This window comes from Flavobacterium ginsenosidimutans (assembly GCF_037478105.1).
Taxonomy (GTDB): domain Bacteria; phylum Bacteroidota; class Bacteroidia; order Flavobacteriales; family Flavobacteriaceae; genus Flavobacterium; species Flavobacterium ginsenosidimutans.
On record NZ_CP147988.1, the window covers coordinates 659,131 to 678,027 of the forward strand.

Below are 18,897 nucleotides of genomic sequence, written 5' to 3' on the forward strand. Positions count from 1 at the left end.
TTTATGAAATATTTTCTATTCATAATTTTAATTGGAATCAATTTAAATGCACAAGATTGCCCGACGAGAATTGGCGACTTTGAAATAAATTCTACAAAAACATCTGATCTAGAATCGATATTACCTTCATATTCGTCATATATGACAATAATAGAAGACTTAAATGAATATCAAAATAAAGTAGTTAATTATGAAGATCTTAATGAAAAATACTCAGGAGGAACACTTCCTTATAGATTAAAACCAGACTATAATAATGTAAAAAGTTGGTATAATTTAGAAGTTGCCTCAGTAAATGATTCTACAGAAGTAATATTTATCCCTAGTTATGAAACTGATAATATTGTTATTAAAAATGTTTTACTAAAATTCTATAACGATAAATTATATTTTATAAGGGCAAGCTTAAATAAAAATTATACTGATATTATTCTTGAAAAATATAAAGGAAAGGGATTTAAGTCAGAAGAAAAGAAAACTCCAAATAATTGTAAAGATCCAAAATTAAAAAAATATCATAATTCATTATCTCAGTATTTTTTTGCTTCTGAGGAAAATAAAATCCGAGCAATGTTAACTTTTGATTTTAAAATCAATAAATATTGTGAAACTGTAATTAATGATAGAATAGAAATATTCGATTTCGACATTTACATAAGAGAAAATAAAAAAATCAAGTTCAATATGGAAAACATGCAAATGATGGAAGATGATAGAAGAAAAATTGAAAAGGAAGAAAAACTTAAAAGATTTTAAATTATCGAGCTAAAATTACATTTATACTAAACAAGAGCTCTCTTCCTCAATATCGCAAATGTCTCATTCCTTTAAGCATCTTAAAAAAACAATTTCATAATAGAAGAAAATGCTACAACTATTAGATAAAATAAAAATCATAAATAAATATCAAAAGGAGATTTCTGACTTATCATCAGAAGAGAGATTTAATATTTTTAGAATTTGTGGGGTTAATCATTACGAAGTAACACATTCAGCAATTTTAACAGAGCTTTTAAGCAATAATTCATCTCATAGTTTTGGTAATAAATTTTTAATAGCATTTCTTAAAGTTTTAAAAAGAGAAAATTTATTATCTGAAGATTATCATTTTTCCCTCGAAGACATAAAAGTAATTCCTGAATTTTCAACTGGAGAGCTAGGAAGAATTGATATTCTAATTAAGAACAGTAATCAATGTCTTATAATCGAAAATAAAATTTATGCTAATGATCAAAAAAAACAATTAAAGAGATATGAAACATATGCAAAAAATAACTTCGCAAATTATAAACTCTTTTACTTAACATTATTTGGAGATGAAGCCTCTGAAAATAGTGCACAAGATTCTAATTACACAACAGTTTCGTATAGCCATACTATAATAAACTGGTTAGAAAGATGTGTAGAGATTTCCGCTAAAAATCCAGTTATAAGAGAAACTTTAATACAATACATCAATCACTTAAAATATTTAACAAATAATACTTCACTTTCTAAAATGAATAATGAAATCATTGAACTTTTAAGTCAAAACGACAATATTGAAGCGACTTTTACAATTGGAGAAAGATTAAATGATGTCAAAAATCATTTGATTAATAAAATTTTGTTAGCGCAGTTAAATGATTTATGCAAAGAACTTAATCTAGTCAATGAATCTGAAGAATACGACAGAGTTAATACATCTTGGGCAGGATTTCAAATTACAAATCCAGAATGGAAATTTTTTAAAATAGCCTTGGAATTTGAAGCTCGCGGATTGAGAAATTCAATTATTGGATTGACACATATAAATCGAGACGATCGAAAAGATGAAACATTCGAAATATTAAAAGGACGATTTAAAGGGAATAATAAAAACTGGGTCTGGAATGATTTTCCTAAATATAATTCTTGGAATAAAGATGCTATGATTGCAATTCAAAATGGTGAAATGAGGAATATTTTTAAAATAGAAATAGAAAACATTTTATCAAAAACAAAAGGTTTAGAAATGTAATTACATCATATTTAACGCACGCATCTTACTGATTAACATAAAATAAGCACAAGTAGATTGCTCGTGATAGCAACACATATTCAATAAATTCAATATCAGAAGCATAATATAAATCTATCTAAACAAATAAATTATCCAACAACCCATTATGGCAGAATTAAGTAAAATATTTAGTCATCTTTCAAGAGATTTATTTATATATTTCTTAACAGGTTTTATAGTTGTTATCGACCTAGCATATCTTGATTATTTATTTAACACAGCAAGTACTTTTAAATACATAAAGACAATTCCATATTGGGCAATTAGTTCAACTATCATTGCTTTTACAATTGGACATTTAGTATTTTCAATAATGTATTTTATTTTTGAATATACTAAACTAGAAATTTGGTTAAAGAAAAAGCTATTCTCGTCTTATGACCATGAAAATAATAAACCGCCTTTTGAAATTAGCTTTGAAAAAGAAATTAAAATATTCGAAAAAAAGAGGGTGCTTCACGATCAATTTATTGAGAGGCATACACAACTGTACTTAATGCGTTGGAATCTTGCGGGAGGGTTTATGTTTAGTGGTTTGACTAATATTCTTTTTGAGATTTATTTTCATTTTACCATTGTTTTTACTGCTCTTTCCATTCTTTCAATTTTGATAGGATTTTCGCTCTACGTTTTATCTTTAAAAACAGAGAAAGATTGCTTTGCCAGAATAAATAAAATTGCTGACTCAATTTGATGAATTTATCCCGTTAGAGTAGATTTGCATCCGCGCCCAAAACAGCAGAACATAATACAAATCATAAAAACACAATACATGACAGAGTTTTTATTTGACTATAAGGAAATTATAAATATTACATTAAGTCTCATAATTGGGGCAATTCCAACATTTTATGATATTAAAAAAGGAAAAAACAATAAAAAACTAAATGGAAAAGGTAAGATTTTGTTATTTGTATGTTCCATTTTTATTATATTTTCTTTCTATACATTTTATCAGGAAAAGAATAGAATAAAATCTGATGATATAATTTTAAAGTTTAGTCTACGATCTCCAACTCCATTTTCAAGCTATCAAGAAATATCAGATAAACTTCCAAAAGAAATCTTTGTACCTCTTATAAAAATTGAAAAAGCAAGTACCTCAGGTTTCTTTAAATTTCAAAATTTTAATTCTGGGAATGGGCACGCCTCAGAATCAAAATTTGTAAATTATGTTTGTTATATATCTGAAAATAAATCAATAGAAAATTTTCCTAAAAATATCGAAGATGTAAATCCTGAAAATGTAGTCTTATATTTATCCCTCAAAAAATATTTTAAAAATGGATATTCAATGAATGGCTTGCCAAAACTTATCTTAAGAAATACCACATATGAAGGAAAAATAGATCTAATTAATGATAAAATTGAATTTTCTAAACCATGATTCCCTGCTACACAAAGTATTCAACCAGACCAACTCCACAATTCTGAAAACTTTAGGGATTGGATTGCCTCAGCTTGTACAATTTTTACTAAAAATAGAAAATATAACTAAACCTTATAAACATCATCCAACAACTCCATTTCATCTTCTGGCAATAACTGCAAGGCAATTTCAAGCAAAGTCATTACATTGACATTATTGTCTTTTGTAAAACTCGACAAACTTTGCGCATCAGGATTAAGCAAAATAATACTTGCTTTGAGCAAATCTGAAACCATTAGATTTAATTCGTTATAAGAAGATACTTTTAGCGGTATTGTAAATGAGTTGGTTTCTTTTGGTTCTGGTTTTAGCGTAGTGAAGTATTTTCCTTTATTTATTATTCCTAGCAATTCTTCGGCTCTTTCTTTATTTTGGATTTTCATTTTTATATAAGATTTAATTTACAATTTTAAACAAATATATAAAAAATCAGTAACATACAACCCCTTTCTTACATTCACTTAAAAACAATCGATTACTTGTAATTTCATTTCTATGAAAAGAGAAAGAAAAAGTGAAATTCCAGAAGTTGTAAAAGACCTAGGAATCAAGATTAAAGATATAATTGAAGAAAAGAAATTCAAGCGACGAGAGGTTGCTCATGATGCAGAAATGGATGTTGAAAGTCTAAGAAAATATATAAAAGGCTCGCAAGAAATGAAAGTAAGCACTTTGTTTAAAATTGCACAAGCTTTAAAAATTCATCCAAGTGAATTAATTAAGGATTTGTAATCACGAAAAAGACTCAAATTGCAAATTAATCTTTGCGGAGCTACTTGCGAAGATTTCTCCTTATGTCGAAATGACAAAACTGAATCGAATAAATTTGCAAACACACATAGATCTATAAATTTTTAATTAAACTCTCCAATTGAAAAAAATAATCATCGTTGTATTTATTATAATGTTTTCATCATGCAAAGAAAATGATGAAGAACAAAAACTTATGTACAAACAGCTCGTAAAATATCGAGATGAATTAAAGATGAATGCAAGAGATATAGATGCCTATATTCAAAATTTTATAGAAAAAGAGAAAATATACAAAAGCAAAACTGAAGGTAGAAATGGAATTTTACTTGAATATGAAAAATCTTTTGAGAAACTAAAATTCAAAGAAAGAGATAAGATAGTTAAACTTCGCGATTCGTTTAATCGGGAACATAAATTAAACCTCCATTTTGATACTTCAAATTATGATAACAATATCTCCGATACTGTTTTTAACAGATTAATGGAAATTGATTTTTATCGTTTAAAAATTAGCTTTCAAAGTAGATATTTAGTAGGTCATAGATGTATGTGAATTTCTTTGCTACATAGTAAAATTCAACTTCGACTATAAACGATTTACGCTTGTTCAAAATTTAGAAAGTTTGACGCGAGCGCGAGCGTTTCGCTAGTGCACACAATCTTTACAAATTGAATACACTTATTAAACGTACTAATGAAAATAGAAATTAATAAAAAGTATCAGTCAAGTTTAATTGCAAATACTGATCTTCACGCAGGTGGTTTGTTTTTTTGTGTAATCTACCAAAATCAACTAGAGTTCTTTAAGAATGGTAAAGTTGAGCTAACAAAAAAGGTCGTTGATGCCTTTCGTCCTGTGGATGAGCATGACATTAAACATTTACAAAATTATAAGATTATCGGAAACTACTCATTTAATGATAGAGGATATTTGGTTTGTAAGTTTGAAGATTTGTTTTGGACATTTACTGGATTATCTACCGAAAAAGATAGTTCAATTATTCCCTTTAACATTTATGATAGTCGCTTACTAAATAGATGGGGAGAAGTTTATAAACTTGAAGAAATTATTTAGTATCGACAAAGATTGACAAAGTATCCTTTGCGGAATTTCTAGTGTGATTTCTCGTTCCTCGAAATGACAAATACTGTGTGGTTACAATGTGGAAAACCTTTGCGGAGCTACTTGAGGAGATTTCTCGTTCCTCGAAATGACAATACTTTGTGGAAAATCGTTGCGGAGCTACTTGCGAAGATTTCTCTCCCGAAGCCTCGGGATCGAAATGACAATACTGTGTGGTTACAATGTGGAAAACCTTTGCGGAGCTACTTGTGGAGATTTCTCTCCCGAAGCCTCGGGATCGAAATGACAAAACTATGTGGTTACAATATAGAAAATCTTTGCGAAGCTACTTGCGGAGATTTCTCTCCCGAAGCCTCGGGATCGAAATGACAAACTGTATGGAGAAACTAATGGAGAAACAAACTACAAAAAGCAATCCTCATTAAATCAGTGTTAGTAAGAATTTTATATATTTGGTTATATCAAAAAAATCGATAGCGCGGATTTGCATTGGTAATCGCCTTGACGAACGATTCTAAAAAACAGGTTTTAGCAAGCTGAAATAATTTAGAAAAATTAGAAAAAAACTAAACCATGGAAAACTTCGATTGGACTTCTTTCACCAAAAAAATAGCCGTTAAAGCACAACTCAGTGACATTTACAATGCTTGGACAATTGCGAACGAACTGGAAAAATGGTTTCTAGAAAAAGTATCTTTTTTTGATGCTAATGAGAAATCAATTAGTAAAGATCAAAACGTTTCGGAGGGAAATGCTTATGAATGGCTTTGGTATTTGTATGATGACGCTATGAAAGGAAAAATCACTTCTGCCAACGGAAAAGACCAATTGCAGTTTACGTTTGAAGGAACGTGTCTGGTTGATATTAAATTGAGCGAAGAAAATGGCTATACAATTGTTGAACTTCATCAACATAATATTCCGACAGATGATAATTCGAAAAAATACATTAGGCTGGGCTGTTCCAACGGTTGGCACTTTTATTTGACCAATCTGAAATCGGTTTACGAAGGCGGATTGGATTTGCGCAATAAAGATGAGAATTTGAATCCGATGATTAATAATTAAAATGGGATATAATTTTTACAATGCTGAAACAGAGATTTTATATCTCAATAATTCTAGCGAATACGATACTTTGTCGGTTTTTAAATTCTGCGCAAATAATCTTTACAGAATAAACGAAAGGATTAAAAAAGGAGAAACGATCAAAATCATTGAAAACATTGACAAAGAATATACTAAAACGTATCTAATTGAAAATACCGCAGATTTTAAAAAATGGGTCGAAAAAATATACAACGGAGGTTTTGAAGATTATCTCGAAACTGGAATGAAATAGTTTATTTTTCCAAAATCACGCCACAACACACTCCATATTTTTTTCTTCCATAATCTGCATATCGATTATTTTTTGAGCAACAGTTCCTCTTTCGAATAAACGAATGAATTTGAAAACGGCACTAACAAAATATCCTGGGTTTGAAACCAATCTGGCGATTTCTGTTATTCTTTTATCTCTTAATTGCGTGCAGGCTTCTCTTCCATCTTCTGGAACTGCTACAAATTCGTTGGCAAATTTCCATGCGCCGTTTCTTGCGGTTTCCATACTGAAATCGATAAAGAAGTTGTCTATTTTGCCTGTAAATTTTAGAATCCACGTAAGTGTTGGCCAAATTTTAATTAAGCATTTTTCGACACCGCCAACGAGATTGCTCAAAATAAAGTTTATTTTATCAAAATCGGCTTTTAAATCTTCGATGTCTTCGACTGTACTGACTTCCGCCGAGGCAATTCCTAAATCGAGATTAATATGTGCATTGATTCCGAGCAGTAAATGCTGCAACACTATTGGCCAGAACTTTTCGGATTGTTCAAAGGCAAATGCCCAACATTCAGACGGTTTTTCTTTGGCTTGATATTGATAATAGGCTTTTAAATATCTATTAGCAAAAATAACATCCAGTTTTTCCATTCGTTCGCCATTCTGGAAAGAACCAGTATGAATACCTTCTTTTACTCTTAGCGTAACTTCGCGATATAGAATGGCAAATAAACCCAAATTGCTCTGGTCTATTTTTGATTTTTCTATTATTTCATCCAATAACAAAATTACTTCGTCTATAGTTCCTGCTTGTTTCATACTCATGTATAATTGGTTATGATTAAATTGAGAAGAACTAATTTAATTATTTTAAGCTTTCAATGAACGTCATTTTGAGGTGATTATTTTGTTATTTCTTTTTGCAATTTCAGCAAAAAATCCCGCAAGAAAACTTCTTACGGGATTTTTTTTAAAACCTGATTTAATTAGCGCTGACGCTAACAAAATACTATTTCGGTGCAAATCGATTATGATCGTATAGTTTTCTATCTGTGATATAATGCAAAATAAGATTCTTTGTCTGATCGGCTGTCAAGTCCTGATTATAGTTTTTTGCAACTACAACTCCCAGTCGGTTGATTTCATCATTTGATAGGTTCTCAAAATAAGAAAGTATCGTTTCTTTATTTTCCTGTTCGTTAATATCGAAATTTGGAATTGGCTCTGGCTGTACAGGAACTTCTTTCGTTTTACTTGAAACGTTTATTTTCTCTGCTTTTTCAGGTTTATTTTGCGAGAAATTTTTAGCAATCTTACGCTCAGGCTCCGACGGCAAATCAGCGGGATTCATTTTGGAAACTTCTTTTAAAATATATCCTAAAACCGCAACCAAAACTACTTTTGGCAACAACCCAATAATATCGCTTTTAATCACTGATGCCATTTGAAGTCCAGAAAATACTCCAAGCGCTATAAACGAAAAGCCTAAGATTTTAAAGTAATCTGGCAAAACAACATCAATTTTTCTGATGCGGTTTCCTAAAACAATATTAATCACTACTATTGCGACATTTGCAAGAATTAACAATATCGCACTAGAAAATGAACTTGAACCAAAAGAAGCTAATGCATTGACATCTCCAGCAGAAAAATAAACGGCTAGAGACTTAAAAAACATTACGCCTACTGAATAAACTGCAATTGCTAATAAAATTAAAGAGGCAATTATTAAAGAATCTGCTTTTTTGTATTGAAGTGTTTTACTCAAAAAGATTTTAAACACAAACAGAATTCCTATCCAGATTAAATTGCTGAAAACTGAAAATCCGTTGGCCGTTAAGCCATGAAACCAAGTTTGGTCAACATACAAAAAGTCTTTGTAAATTGAAAAGAGCAGCATTAAACCTGCATAAATGAATGCGGCTAATGCGGCGATATTATAATATTTAGGTAAAGTTGTTTTTGGGGTAGAGTTACTCATAAAGTGGCTGATTTGTTAATTGATGATTGGATAGTTATACACCCAAAAATATAAAAATATAATTACAAACCAACTGGACTTTTTCTGTATTTTAAAACTGTTTCAATAAAAAACATCCTGCAAGAAAATAACTTACAGGATGCTTTTTTACTAACTTAAGGCTTAAGAAATATTAAGCGACTTCTACTACTTTTAAAATTTCTAGTTTTAAATTCCCTTTTTTGGCAGGCCATTCAATAATATCGCCCTCCTTGTAACCAACCATTGCAATTCCTTCATCAGAAAGTACAGAGATTTTGTTTTTGCTGACTTTTGCTTTTTCTGGACCCACTAAAAGGATTGTTTTTTCCTCATTATTAATGTGATCTTTGTATGTAACTTTTCGGTTTATCGAAACAATATCTTCAGGAAGATCTTTTCTCAATACTTGAGTAGCATGTTTTAGCTGGCTCAATAAAAGTTCTTCTTCTTGTATGGTTACTTTTTTTCTTCTTACGTGATCTTTAATTAAATCGTATGTTCCTGTTGTTAAAATTATATTTTGTGACATTACTTTCTTGTTTGCTTCATCTTTTCGTGAACATGACACAACTCTTCAGAGAACAGCACGCAAAAACGGCTATTCAATGATATCACATCCTGAATAAAAATGAGATTAAATAAATAAAAACTGTATATAGAATATCCCTGTCTAGAGTTGTGACAGGGCCAAAGTAATAAACTCTTTGGAGCTTTTTAAGAAAGTATCGTCATGCAAATACAATAACGTGCACATTAAGCACATTAGACAGCTGTTTATTAAATAAAAATTTGCAGTGACCATTATTGTATCGATTCTAATCTTTTGGCAAGATAAGCCTTTTTCTTACAATATGCAAAAATTATAAAAAAAGGAAGCTTTCGCTTCCTTTCTATTGTAAAACTATTTCATTTTTTGTTCTAGTAATAATAATCTCTTCTCAATTTCTAAAATCTTAGCATCTTTAGCACCAAGTAGTTTTTGCTGATCTTCTATAAGCTTTTGCTGTTCTTGTACTGCTTTTACCAAAGGCACCACAAATTCTGAGTAACGTAAACTGTAATAATCACTGTCGTTTTGTGGTTTTACAATACCGCTAAATTTATAACCAATACTATTAGCAGCCGTTTCTACTTCCTGCGCAATAAATCCCGATTGCAAGTCTGTAGTTCCAGTTTTCATTTTATAAGTTACTGGTCGCAGTTTATTAATAAAGTTTAAACCATAAGTACTTGTTGCAATATCCTTTTTTAAACGAGAATCTGAATAATTTGACCAAGCGGTGTAACCTCCAATAGATGTTATTTTAGAATCACCAATCATCACTGTATTTGAACCTCTACCAATAGCATTCGTACCAATCACTATTTCATTGGTACCATTATCTGCTAATGGTCTTGTATTTGCTCCTAACAATACTGAGCTATTCATTGATTTTACAGTTAACATTAAATTTGATTCAAAAGTCCCATAATAGAGTCCACTCTCATAACCCATAACAGTATTAAGATCACCAGTTTGCACAAATCGCGATGCCCAGTGACCATTTACTGTATTATAACTTCCTGTAACATTACTTAAAGCTGAATTTCCAATTCCGATATTCTCTTTAGAAGTCTTTGTAATACTAATTGCATTCGGACCAATAGCAATATTATCATCGCCTGATGTAAGTGAATAAAGCGTTTGCAATCCTATCCCTGTATTTCTAACACCACTTTTATTACTGTATAATGAATTACTACCTAAACCTACGTTATGGAAACCATCAACATTTGAATACAAAGCTTTCAAACCTACAGCAACATTTGCAAGCCCATTAACATTATTATACATTGATGAAACACCTACTGCGACATTATCATAACCATCTAAATTAGCGTTTAATGCTAAATCTCCAAATGCAACATTATTCACACCAGAAGTAAGTTTTTGCAACGCCGCCCTACCCATTGCCGTGTTTGCTGCACCTGTAACTTTTGTAGGATTCATTGAAGCATATCCAAATGCTGTATTATTTGTTCCTAACAAACCGCTTGTATAGCCGTTAATTCTAAAAACCAAATCTTTATTATCAGAGGTTCCTATAAAATCTGTTGCAGGATTTGTCCCTTTGTTCCCCTTTATGCTCCAAGCTGTATTAGCAATTTGCTTTACTACACCATTTGCATCAGTAGTCAATAAATAATCGGTAGTTGCTCCCGTTTGCAATCCTGCAATTTTTAAGGTATTAACGGAAGTTGTGGTTAGAGTTGTTGGTTTTATTAAATCTCCACCAAATTGAATGGTATCATTAACTGCTGTTACACCATTATTAGCAGTGTTTAACGATTTGGGGTTCATTTTTACTTTTTTACCGTTTACCGTAACAAACGTTTCGGTTTGTGCCATCATTAATCCGCTCTGGATTAAGAATAGCAAGCATGCAATCTTCTTCATTTTCATTGTATTGTATGTTATTTATGTTTATTCTAATGTCTTTTTAATAAGGTTCGAAACCGTATCTCTGTTTAATTTTTCCATTTTTATGTAATCTTTTTTGATATCGTCTGCCTTGAGTCCTTTTACAGCTCCATTTACACATTGGCGGATATAATATTTTGAAACATTGTACTTTAAAAACAGTGCTTCTAAAACATTAGAATCATACGATTTATAAATTTTTGTTTTACTTTTACTCATTGTTTTGTCTGTTTCAAAAATGAAAACAAATATAGAAGATAATTTTCAACCTTCAAAATATTTTGAAGAAAATTTCCTACAAAAATGAATATCATTCTCGAGAATATAAAGTATTTAACTGTAAATGAGAATATTACTATAACAAAATTAGAAAGCATAATTGGTGCTAGTAAAGGAGTTTTATCTCGTGCCATAGCAAATGATACAGATATTCAGACGAAATGGATCTTAAAAATAGTTGAAAAATATCCCCAATATAGTTGCGAATGGTTGATAAAAAGAGACGGACCTATGCTGAAGAATTTAGAAAATACAAATTTGCCAAACCCAAATCTTGAAATTGAAGTTAATTATAAGGAACTTGCCGAATCGAGAAAAGAAACAATAGAGATTCAGAAAAAAGTAATATCCTATTTGGAAGCGCAAATTGAAAATAGTAATCTATAAAGTGAGTTATGAATTGTGAATTGTGAATTATGAATTGTAAATAGTGAAGAGTAATTAGTGAAGAGTAAATAGTAAAAAGGGAAAAGTGAAGAGTGAACTGTGAATTGTGAATAGACTATTAATAGTATACTCACAAAAGTATAAGAATGAAGATGGAATTTAAAGTGTCGCTGTTTGACTGTTATAAATAAAAAAAGGAAGCTTTCGCTTCCTTTTTTTGTAAAATTATTTCAATTTTTGTTCGAGTTTTAGTAATCGATTCTCGATTTCTAGAATTTTAGCTTCTTTTGCTCCTAAAAGTTTTTGCTGTTCGTTTATTTGCGTTTGCTGATCTTCTATAAGTTTTTGCTGCTCTTGTACTGCTTTTACCAACGGTACTACAAACTCTGAATAACGTAAACTATAAAAATCGCTGTCGCTTTGTGGTTTTACAATACCATTAAACTCATAACCAATACTATTAGCTGCAGTTTCTACTTCCTGAGCAATAAATCCTGATTGCAAAGCTGTAGTTCCAGTTTTCATTTTGTAAGTTACTGGACGTAATTTATTTATAAAGTTTAAACCATAAGTACTTGTTGCAATATCTTTTTTCAAACGAACATCTGACCCAATCGACCAGTTTACTGCACCGCCAATACTTGTCATATTTGAATTTCCAATTTGAACGGTGTTTGACCCTCTTCCTAAAGCATTTGTACCAATTACAATCTCATTATTACTATTATCAGCTAAAGGCCCTGCCGATGAACCAATAAAAACTGAACCATTAGAAGTTACGAGACTTCCTGACGGAGTATTACCATTATCATTAGCATTACCATATCCACTACCAGCGCCAAATCCCAAAGCAATATTGAAATCACCAGATTGCAATGAACCTAATGCGCTATTTAATACAGTGTTAAAATTACCGTTTTTAAGATCTTTAAGAGCCGATGCTCCAATTGCAGTATTCCTAATTCCAATTTGATTATTATTAAGAGCAAAAGATCCAACAGCTGTATTAGCATCTCCTGTAAGGTGATTTTTTAGAGATTCAGAACCAATTGCTACGTTATCAGCTGTATTTTTATCATTCAAAAGAGATTGATAACCAACAGCAACATTGTTTTTTGACAGAGAGCTTTTTAATGCTTCGTAACCCACTGCTACACTATTTTCTGCATTAGCACCAGCCGCATTTACTCCAATTGCAACATTATATCCTCTATCGCTTCTAAACATTCCTCCTGAAGAACCAAGTCCAAACGAAGTATTTGATACACCAATCATACCAGACACTTCATTTTTTCTTAAAAACACCAAATTTTGATCGTCTAATGTACCAATACCATTCTTAAGATAATTTGTACCTCTGTTTCCATTTATACTCCAGGCGTTATTGGCAATTTGCTTCACTACACCATTTACATCTGTAGTTAATAAGTAATCGGTCGTAGTTCCCGTTTGCAATCCTGCAATTTTTAAGGTATTAACAGCCGTTGTGGTTAAAGTAGTTGGTTTTGTTAAATCGCCACCTAATTGAATTTTACCATTATCTGCAGTTAAACCATTATCTGCAGTTCCTGCATTTGGTACAACTTGTACTTTTTTTCCGTTTACTGTAACAACAGTTTCTGTTTGTGCCATCATTAACCCGCTTTGGATTAAGAACAGCAAGCATACAATCTTCTTCATTTTATAATTATTTATTAAAACTTGATAATTAACTTTCAATTATTGAAACTTCTAGAATAGAAAATTTCAATTTTTAAAATCAACGCAAATATATAATACAATTCTTACTTATTAAAGTTTATGTAATTATTTTCTTATTTTATATTAAACAAAATAAAAACTAATTTTCCTACTTTTGCATTAAGAAAAATATTATTTATAAAATTTCCTAGTTATGAAATTTGAAGAAATCTGGACAGTAGAATTAAAAAATGGTGTTTTTGGAGGAATCACGCCAACTGTTGATCCTTTTGATAAAACAAAATTCTATGTTTCTGATGGCTGGGGATCTAGCTACCCATCAATGAAATTAAGACAGATTTCATTTAATGATGGAAAAGAAACAAATGCTACGCCAATAAAAAATTCGGTTAGATGTTTATATTTTAATTCAAATAAAAAAGATGTGTTTGCCGTTTCCGACAATAAAATTTTTCAGATTAACAGAGAAGATTTTTCCATAATCAAAAAATTTGAAAAAGGCATTCAGAAATATGCTGACTACATTTCTTCAAATGATAAAGACATTCTTCTTTTAATGAATTTTAATTCCGATTTTCTTTCTATTTATAATTATATAGAAGAAAAAGGAATTAAGAAAAAACTAAAAACTTGTGGTGGTATTTTTAAAGAAAACGAAACTAGCTTTTTGATCTTTTGTCCAAAAATTGGAAGTGTACAACAATATGATTTAACAACAAACAAAACTAAAGAAGTTTTAAAAACTCCTATTTTTTGTAAAGCTTTTAAAAGTGAATCTGATCAATTATATCTTCATTTGGGTAAAATAATCGAAGCCACGGCAAATACGCATGAAAGAATTATTCCTATAAATCAAATTGAAATTTATTCTCAAACGGATTTTTCTAAAAAAATGACAATCGAATTTGATTTCAGTTTTGATAGATTCATTGTTTCTCAAAATGAAGAAAAATTATATCTGGTAAAAGACAATCAAATCTGGATTTATTCGCTTTCAACAAAAAAAATAATTAATCAAATTATATTAAACGAAAAAATCAGAGTAGCGCAAATTTTTGATGAGCAGCAATTATTCCTAAGTTATGAATATGACAAACCGAATGTCCTAAATTGCTGGAAATTTTAATATTGGTAAAAAAATTATACAAAAGCATTTATTATCTAGAATGCAGAAACTGAATAGCAAATTACAAGCATACTGGAATAACGCCTAATAATATGACCATTTATGGTACATCAACCTATACGCACCAATATGATAATGACGGATATCCTCTAAGCTGGCATATGGTGTATGAAAATAATGGCCCTGTTCCAGCAACAGCAGATTATACGGTTGAGTATTATTAATTCAATTGGTTTTTATGCACTTATCCTTCTCGCGAAGTTTGGGGAAGCTCAATAGGAGATAAAATGAGAATTCAGAAATTGAACAAAATACCTTTGTACCTTTTTTAAACTAAAAAAATGACAAAATCAGTAGTATTATTGGTTTTGTTTTTTTGTAAGTATATTTTTATAAATAAAATTGTATTTTCGCAAAATTAATTTTTTGAAGGATGAATTTCCAAAAATATGATTTACTAACAAATAGAGATGTTACATTATTCAGATTTAAAAGTAAAGGGATTAATGGGGAGACTGATAAAGGCATAGTTTATAAAGAAACAAAAAATGAAACCATCTATAATTTAGCTTTCGGAGATTTAATTTTTGATCCAATACAAAAAGAATATTTTATTGACGATTTAATTGTAAGCGATAATGGGGATCGAAATAAAATACTGGCTACAGTAGCTAAATCTGCATATATTTTTTCAGAAAGATACCCTAATAGAATAATCTTTTTTAAAGGAAGTACTAAAAGTAGAACAAGATTATACAGAAGAGTCATATCTCTCAATTTGAAAGAATTATCAGAAACATTTTATATCTTTGGTGCAGAAGAGGATGAAAGTGGAAATATATTTAATATTCCTTTTCAATCAAATGTGGATTTTTTTGGATTTTTTATTAAAAGAAAATAAATTATGAAAACAAATACAAATATTCAAAAACAAACCAAAATAGATACTAAAGTAAAAGTTGATCCCAAGTTAGATAAAATAAAAGATATAAAAATCAAATCTGATAAGCTGGATGAAATTAATAAACACAACTTTAAATTAAGTTTATAATTATTTTAAAGCTTCAATCCCAAAACTTAAAAACAAATCAATTTTTAAGTTTTGCATATCCTTCGACTTCGCTCAGGAAGACACAAAACACACAAACCATAAATATCAGAAAAACAACAACTTAACAACCAACATAAAAACTTTGTTCCTTTGTTCCTTTGAACCTTTGTACCTTTCTTATAAAAATTCCCTAATTTCGCTCGTCCAACTAGAAAAGAAAAAATGAAGGTATGTATTGCTGAGAAACCAAGTGTAGCACGTGAAATTGCATCTGTTTTAGGTGCCAATACCAAGCACGATGGATATTACGAAGGCAATGGTTATGCAGTAACCTATACTTTCGGACATTTATGCACCTTAAAAGAACCTAACGATTACAAACCACACTGGAAAAGTTGGGATTTGAACAATTTGCCGATGCTTCCTGAAAAGTTCGAAACTAAAGTCGTTCAGAATTCGGGAATCCAGAAACAGTTTAAAATTATAAAAAGTCTTTTTGACAAAGCCGAAGTGGTTATAAACTGCGGGGATGCTGGACAAGAAGGAGAATTGATTCAGCGCTGGGTGATGAACGAAGCGCATTATAAAGGAGAAATTCAGCGTTTATGGATCTCGTCACTTACAACTGAAGCGATTAAAGAAGGTTTTGAAAACTTAAAACCCTCTTCTAATTATGATAATTTATTCTACGCCGGGTTTTCCAGAGCAATTGGAGATTGGCTTTTAGGTATGAATGCAACGCGTTTATATACCGTAAAGCATGGCGGTTACAAACAGGTTCTGTCTATCGGCCGTGTGCAGACACCAACATTGGCGATGGTTGTAGATCGTTTTAGAGAAATCGAAAACTTCAAACCTCAACCCTATTGGGAATTACAGACATTGTACAGAGAAACGCTTTTTAGTTATGAAGAAGGTCGTTTTCTAAACAAAGAAGATGGAGAAATTGTTGCTGCAAAAGTCAAAGAAAGTGATTTCGAAATTGTTTCTGTTGATAAAAAGAATGGAAACGAATACGCACCAAAACTTTTCGACTTAACTGGTTTACAAGTGTATTGCAATCAAAAATTTGGATTTTCGGCAGAAGAAACATTGAAGATTGCACAGACTTTATACGAGCAGAAAGTCATTACATATCCCAGAGTTGATACGACTTTTTTACCTGGTGATATTTATCCGAAAGTGACGGGAATTCTGCAAAAATTAACCAATTATGCTGAATTGACTCAGCCAATTTTAGGAAAAAAAATCAAGAAATCTCCAAAGGTTTTCAACGATAAAAAAGTAACCGATCACCATGCGATTATTCCAACCGGAGTTCAAAACAATCTGCCACACAATCAGCAGCAGGTTTACGATATTATTACCAGACGTTTTATTGCTGTTTTTTATGATGATTGTCTCGTTGCCAACACAACAGTTATTGGAAAAGCCGCCGATGTAACTTTTAAAGCGACAGGGAAAGAAATCTTGAAAAAAGGTTTCCGCGTTGTTTTTGAAGATCCGAATGCGAAAGAAAAAGAACCCGATTTATTGCCAAGTTTTACTGTGGGCGAAAAAGGTCCGCATGAGCCTTCGTTTCTTCAAAAAGAAACCAAACCACCCAATCAGTTTACCGAAGCGACTTTACTGCGTGCGATGGAAACGGCTGGAAAACAAGTTGACGACGAAGATTTACGCGAATTGATGAAGGAAAACGGAATCGGGCGTCCGTCAACACGTGCGAATATTATCGAAACGCTTTTCAAACGCCAATATATTGTTCGAAATAAAAAACAGGTTTTACCCACTTTAACGGGTATTCAATTGATTGATACGATTCAAAACGAATTGGTAAAATCAGCCGAACTTACCGGAACTTGGGAAAAACAGCTGAAAGATATCGAGAAAGGAACTTTCACCGCCGCGGCGTTTATTAGAAACATGAAACGTATGGTTGAAGCTTTGGTTTATGAAGTACGAAGCGAAACCAAACACGCCAATATTTCACATGCTGCAACGGTTCAGAAACCAGTTGTAAAAGCAGAAAAAGAGAAAAAGAAAGCCTCTGGAATTTCGGCAGAAACTTGTCCGAAATGCCAAAAAGGAAATATACTGAAAGGAAAATCGGCTTTTGGATGCAGTGAATACAAATCGGGCTGTGATTTTGTGCTGCCTTTTGTTTTTCATGATAAAAAAATCACGGAAAGCCAATATTTACGATTGGTTCAGAAAGGTTCGACAGTAAACATTAAAGGTTTCAAAACCGATTCTGGAACTGTTGAAGGTTTACTTCGTTTTGAAGAAAACTACAAACTGAAATTAGAGCCAAAGAAAACAGATAAAAAAGCCGAATCAAAAGAGAGTTCAGATGCATTAGTTTGTCCGAAATGTAAAAAAGGAACGATTCTGAAAGGCAAAACTGCTTATGGCTGCGCTGAGTACAAATCGGGTTGCGATTTCAAAGTGACTTTTGATGAAGTTCGAGCTAAATTAAAAGACCAAAAACCTACTAAGGAATTGGTTTATTCGATTTTGAGTGCTAGCGTTTGATTTTTTTGCCACGAATTCACGAATTTTTATTGATATACTGGATGTTTTATTTGTCGCGAATTCCACGAAAGCATTAATTTATTTCACACAGATTTGAGCAGATTAGCACAGATTTTAAATATATAAAATTTGTAAAATTCATCGCAAACCATCATTACTGCATTTCGATATAAATTCGTGAATTCGTGGCTAAAAAAATTTTCATACTTTAGTAGCAATATTACCAAACCCAAAATCTAATAAATATGTTTCAGAAAATTACTCTTATCGCCCTTATCATAGCTTTCGTTTCTTGCCAGAAAAAAGAAACCGTTGAAAAAGACAAAATCAAAAAAGCCGACTGGTTAATCGGGAATTGGGAAAATAAAACTCCAGAAGGCATTTTATCTGAAAACTGGCAAAAATTAAACGACAGTACTTTCAGCGCTTCTTCTTATTTTATTAAAGGAAAAGACACTCTGCATTTTGAAACTATTGTTTTGGCGCAATTAGGCGAAACGCTGACTTACAAAGCAACTGTAAAAGGTCAAAACGAAGATAAACCAGTTTTCTTCCCTTCTACTTCTGAAACAGATCAAAAATTGGTTTTCGAGAATCCGAAACACGATTATCCTCAAAAAATTACTTATACTAAAGGTGCCAATAATACTTTAACCGCAGAGATTTCTGGGAATTTGAATGGAAAACCGAGTTCTGAGAAGTTTGTGATGACGAAGAAGTAGTTAAA

At 31.1% G+C, this 18,897-nt stretch carries 23 protein-coding genes; 16 read left to right on the forward strand and 7 right to left on the reverse strand.

Features of this window, described 5'->3' with window-relative positions:
* Positions 1-3: 3 nt before the first annotated feature.
* From V6624_RS03125 to V6624_RS03140, 4 genes are all read left to right on the forward strand, one after another.
* Entirely contained in the window at positions 4-756 is a 753-nt protein-coding gene (locus V6624_RS03125; RefSeq protein WP_111283314.1) for a hypothetical protein, read from the forward strand.
* Positions 757-865: 109 nt separating this feature from the next.
* On the forward strand, positions 866-1,999 hold the full coding sequence (locus tag V6624_RS03130; protein WP_111283316.1) for a PD-(D/E)XK nuclease family protein: 1,134 nt from the start codon (positions 866-868) through the stop codon (positions 1,997-1,999).
* A 148-nt stretch (positions 2,000-2,147) separates the two neighbouring features.
* Positions 2,148-2,735 carry a hypothetical protein gene (locus tag V6624_RS03135; RefSeq protein WP_111283318.1) on the forward strand — a complete coding sequence of 196 codons (588 nt, stop codon included), beginning with the start codon at positions 2,148-2,150 and terminating at the stop codon, positions 2,733-2,735.
* A 78-nt stretch (positions 2,736-2,813) separates the two neighbouring features.
* Positions 2,814-3,428, forward strand: coding sequence for a hypothetical protein (locus V6624_RS03140; RefSeq protein ID WP_162614898.1), 615 nt, complete (start codon positions 2,814-2,816; stop codon positions 3,426-3,428).
* 107 nt (positions 3,429-3,535) lie between these two features.
* On the opposite strand, the gene V6624_RS03145 is transcribed toward V6624_RS03140, so the two are convergent.
* Positions 3,536-3,853, reverse strand: coding sequence for a hypothetical protein (locus V6624_RS03145; RefSeq protein ID WP_111283322.1), 318 nt, complete (start codon positions 3,851-3,853; stop codon positions 3,536-3,538).
* 112 nt (positions 3,854-3,965) lie between these two features.
* On the opposite strand from V6624_RS03145, the gene V6624_RS03150 reads away from it, so the two are divergent.
* The 5 genes from V6624_RS03150 to V6624_RS03170 all read left to right on the forward strand — a co-directional run bounded on the left by V6624_RS03150 (position 3,966) and on the right by V6624_RS03170 (position 6,649).
* The gene (locus V6624_RS03150) at positions 3,966-4,202 is read left to right on the forward strand and encodes a helix-turn-helix domain-containing protein (protein WP_111283324.1); all 237 of its coding nucleotides are present in this window, start codon (positions 3,966-3,968) and stop codon (positions 4,200-4,202) included.
* Positions 4,203-4,341: 139 nt separating this feature from the next.
* Complete coding sequence (locus V6624_RS03155) at positions 4,342-4,776, forward strand: hypothetical protein (RefSeq protein ID WP_162614899.1); 435 nt, start codon at positions 4,342-4,344, stop codon at positions 4,774-4,776.
* Positions 4,777-4,917: 141 nt separating this feature from the next.
* Entirely contained in the window at positions 4,918-5,298 is a 381-nt protein-coding gene (locus V6624_RS03160) for a hypothetical protein (protein ID WP_111283328.1), read from the forward strand.
* 582 nt (positions 5,299-5,880) lie between these two features.
* The gene (locus tag V6624_RS03165; protein WP_111283331.1) at positions 5,881-6,375 is read left to right on the forward strand and encodes an SRPBCC family protein; all 495 of its coding nucleotides are present in this window, start codon (positions 5,881-5,883) and stop codon (positions 6,373-6,375) included.
* A 1-nt stretch (position 6,376) separates the two neighbouring features.
* On the forward strand, positions 6,377-6,649 hold the full coding sequence (locus V6624_RS03170) for a hypothetical protein (RefSeq protein WP_111283333.1): 273 nt from the start codon (positions 6,377-6,379) through the stop codon (positions 6,647-6,649).
* Positions 6,650-6,664: 15 nt separating this feature from the next.
* On the opposite strand, the gene V6624_RS03175 is transcribed toward V6624_RS03170, so the two are convergent.
* From V6624_RS03175 to V6624_RS03195, 5 genes are all read right to left on the reverse strand, one after another.
* Positions 6,665-7,456, reverse strand: a complete 792-nt coding sequence (locus tag V6624_RS03175) for a DUF5995 family protein (RefSeq protein WP_111283335.1) — start codon at positions 7,454-7,456, stop codon at positions 6,665-6,667.
* A gap of 184 nt (positions 7,457-7,640) precedes the next feature.
* Positions 7,641-8,612, reverse strand: coding sequence for a hypothetical protein (locus tag V6624_RS03180; RefSeq protein ID WP_111283337.1), 972 nt, complete (start codon positions 8,610-8,612; stop codon positions 7,641-7,643).
* Positions 8,613-8,784: 172 nt separating this feature from the next.
* Positions 8,785-9,162: a GreA/GreB family elongation factor gene (locus V6624_RS03185; RefSeq protein WP_111283345.1), complete on the reverse strand. Its 378-nt coding sequence runs from the start codon at positions 9,160-9,162 to the stop codon at positions 8,785-8,787.
* 372 nt (positions 9,163-9,534) lie between these two features.
* The gene (locus V6624_RS03190; protein WP_338840825.1) at positions 9,535-11,070 is read right to left on the reverse strand and encodes a tail fiber domain-containing protein; all 1,536 of its coding nucleotides are present in this window, start codon (positions 11,068-11,070) and stop codon (positions 9,535-9,537) included.
* 27 nt (positions 11,071-11,097) lie between these two features.
* Entirely contained in the window at positions 11,098-11,313 is a 216-nt protein-coding gene (locus tag V6624_RS03195; protein ID WP_111283341.1) for a hypothetical protein, read from the reverse strand.
* A gap of 84 nt (positions 11,314-11,397) precedes the next feature.
* On the opposite strand from V6624_RS03195, the gene V6624_RS03200 reads away from it, so the two are divergent.
* Entirely contained in the window at positions 11,398-11,760 is a 363-nt protein-coding gene (locus V6624_RS03200; RefSeq protein ID WP_111283343.1) for a hypothetical protein, read from the forward strand.
* Positions 11,761-11,985: 225 nt separating this feature from the next.
* Here V6624_RS03200 and V6624_RS03205 read toward each other — a convergent pair whose 3' ends face one another.
* Positions 11,986-13,440, reverse strand: coding sequence for a tail fiber domain-containing protein (locus tag V6624_RS03205; RefSeq protein ID WP_338840826.1), 1,455 nt, complete (start codon positions 13,438-13,440; stop codon positions 11,986-11,988).
* A 214-nt stretch (positions 13,441-13,654) separates the two neighbouring features.
* Between V6624_RS03205 and V6624_RS03210 the strand changes: the two genes are divergently transcribed.
* From V6624_RS03210 to V6624_RS03235, 6 genes are all read left to right on the forward strand, one after another.
* On the forward strand, positions 13,655-14,587 hold the full coding sequence (locus V6624_RS03210) for a hypothetical protein (RefSeq protein ID WP_338840827.1): 933 nt from the start codon (positions 13,655-13,657) through the stop codon (positions 14,585-14,587).
* Between the two features lie 92 nt (positions 14,588-14,679).
* The gene (locus V6624_RS03215; RefSeq protein WP_338840828.1) at positions 14,680-14,811 is read left to right on the forward strand and encodes a hypothetical protein; all 132 of its coding nucleotides are present in this window, start codon (positions 14,680-14,682) and stop codon (positions 14,809-14,811) included.
* 209 nt (positions 14,812-15,020) lie between these two features.
* Positions 15,021-15,488: a DUF6934 family protein gene (locus V6624_RS03220; protein ID WP_338840830.1), complete on the forward strand. Its 468-nt coding sequence runs from the start codon at positions 15,021-15,023 to the stop codon at positions 15,486-15,488.
* 3 nt (positions 15,489-15,491) lie between these two features.
* Entirely contained in the window at positions 15,492-15,638 is a 147-nt protein-coding gene (locus V6624_RS03225; RefSeq protein WP_338840832.1) for a hypothetical protein, read from the forward strand.
* Between the two features lie 222 nt (positions 15,639-15,860).
* Positions 15,861-18,170 carry a type IA DNA topoisomerase gene (locus V6624_RS03230; protein WP_111287463.1) on the forward strand — a complete coding sequence of 770 codons (2,310 nt, stop codon included), beginning with the start codon at positions 15,861-15,863 and terminating at the stop codon, positions 18,168-18,170.
* A 245-nt stretch (positions 18,171-18,415) separates the two neighbouring features.
* Positions 18,416-18,892, forward strand: coding sequence for a DUF6265 family protein (locus V6624_RS03235; protein WP_111287465.1), 477 nt, complete (start codon positions 18,416-18,418; stop codon positions 18,890-18,892).
* Positions 18,893-18,897: the final 5 nt, after the last annotated feature.

Bases quoted from the DNA above. Each gene is read 5' to 3' on its own strand.
- V6624_RS03125 (WP_111283314.1), top strand. From the start codon at position 4: ATGAAATATTTTCTATTCATAATTTTAATTGGAATCAATTTAAATGCA.
- V6624_RS03130 (WP_111283316.1), top strand. From the start codon at position 866: ATGCTACAACTATTAGATAAAATAAAAATCATAAATAAATATCAAAAG.
- V6624_RS03135 (WP_111283318.1), top strand. From the start codon at position 2,148: ATGGCAGAATTAAGTAAAATATTTAGTCATCTTTCAAGAGATTTATTT.
- V6624_RS03140 (WP_162614898.1), top strand. From the start codon at position 2,814: ATGACAGAGTTTTTATTTGACTATAAGGAAATTATAAATATTACATTA.
- V6624_RS03145 (WP_111283322.1), bottom strand. From the start codon at position 3,853: ATGAAAATCCAAAATAAAGAAAGAGCCGAAGAATTGCTAGGAATAATA.
- V6624_RS03150 (WP_111283324.1), top strand. From the start codon at position 3,966: ATGAAAAGAGAAAGAAAAAGTGAAATTCCAGAAGTTGTAAAAGACCTA.
- V6624_RS03160 (WP_111283328.1), top strand. From the start codon at position 4,918: ATGAAAATAGAAATTAATAAAAAGTATCAGTCAAGTTTAATTGCAAAT.
- V6624_RS03165 (WP_111283331.1), top strand. From the start codon at position 5,881: ATGGAAAACTTCGATTGGACTTCTTTCACCAAAAAAATAGCCGTTAAA.
- V6624_RS03170 (WP_111283333.1), top strand. From the start codon at position 6,377: ATGGGATATAATTTTTACAATGCTGAAACAGAGATTTTATATCTCAAT.
- V6624_RS03175 (WP_111283335.1), bottom strand. From the start codon at position 7,456: ATGAGTATGAAACAAGCAGGAACTATAGACGAAGTAATTTTGTTATTG.
- V6624_RS03180 (WP_111283337.1), bottom strand. From the start codon at position 8,612: ATGAGTAACTCTACCCCAAAAACAACTTTACCTAAATATTATAATATC.
- V6624_RS03185 (WP_111283345.1), bottom strand. From the start codon at position 9,162: ATGTCACAAAATATAATTTTAACAACAGGAACATACGATTTAATTAAA.
- V6624_RS03190 (WP_338840825.1), bottom strand. From the start codon at position 11,070: ATGAAGAAGATTGCATGCTTGCTATTCTTAATCCAGAGCGGATTAATG.
- V6624_RS03195 (WP_111283341.1), bottom strand. From the start codon at position 11,313: ATGAGTAAAAGTAAAACAAAAATTTATAAATCGTATGATTCTAATGTT.
- V6624_RS03200 (WP_111283343.1), top strand. From the start codon at position 11,398: ATGAATATCATTCTCGAGAATATAAAGTATTTAACTGTAAATGAGAAT.
- V6624_RS03205 (WP_338840826.1), bottom strand. From the start codon at position 13,440: ATGAAGAAGATTGTATGCTTGCTGTTCTTAATCCAAAGCGGGTTAATG.
- V6624_RS03210 (WP_338840827.1), top strand. From the start codon at position 13,655: ATGAAATTTGAAGAAATCTGGACAGTAGAATTAAAAAATGGTGTTTTT.
- V6624_RS03215 (WP_338840828.1), top strand. From the start codon at position 14,680: ATGACCATTTATGGTACATCAACCTATACGCACCAATATGATAATGAC.
- V6624_RS03220 (WP_338840830.1), top strand. From the start codon at position 15,021: ATGAATTTCCAAAAATATGATTTACTAACAAATAGAGATGTTACATTA.
- V6624_RS03225 (WP_338840832.1), top strand. From the start codon at position 15,492: ATGAAAACAAATACAAATATTCAAAAACAAACCAAAATAGATACTAAA.
- V6624_RS03230 (WP_111287463.1), top strand. From the start codon at position 15,861: ATGAAGGTATGTATTGCTGAGAAACCAAGTGTAGCACGTGAAATTGCA.
- V6624_RS03235 (WP_111287465.1), top strand. From the start codon at position 18,416: ATGTTTCAGAAAATTACTCTTATCGCCCTTATCATAGCTTTCGTTTCT.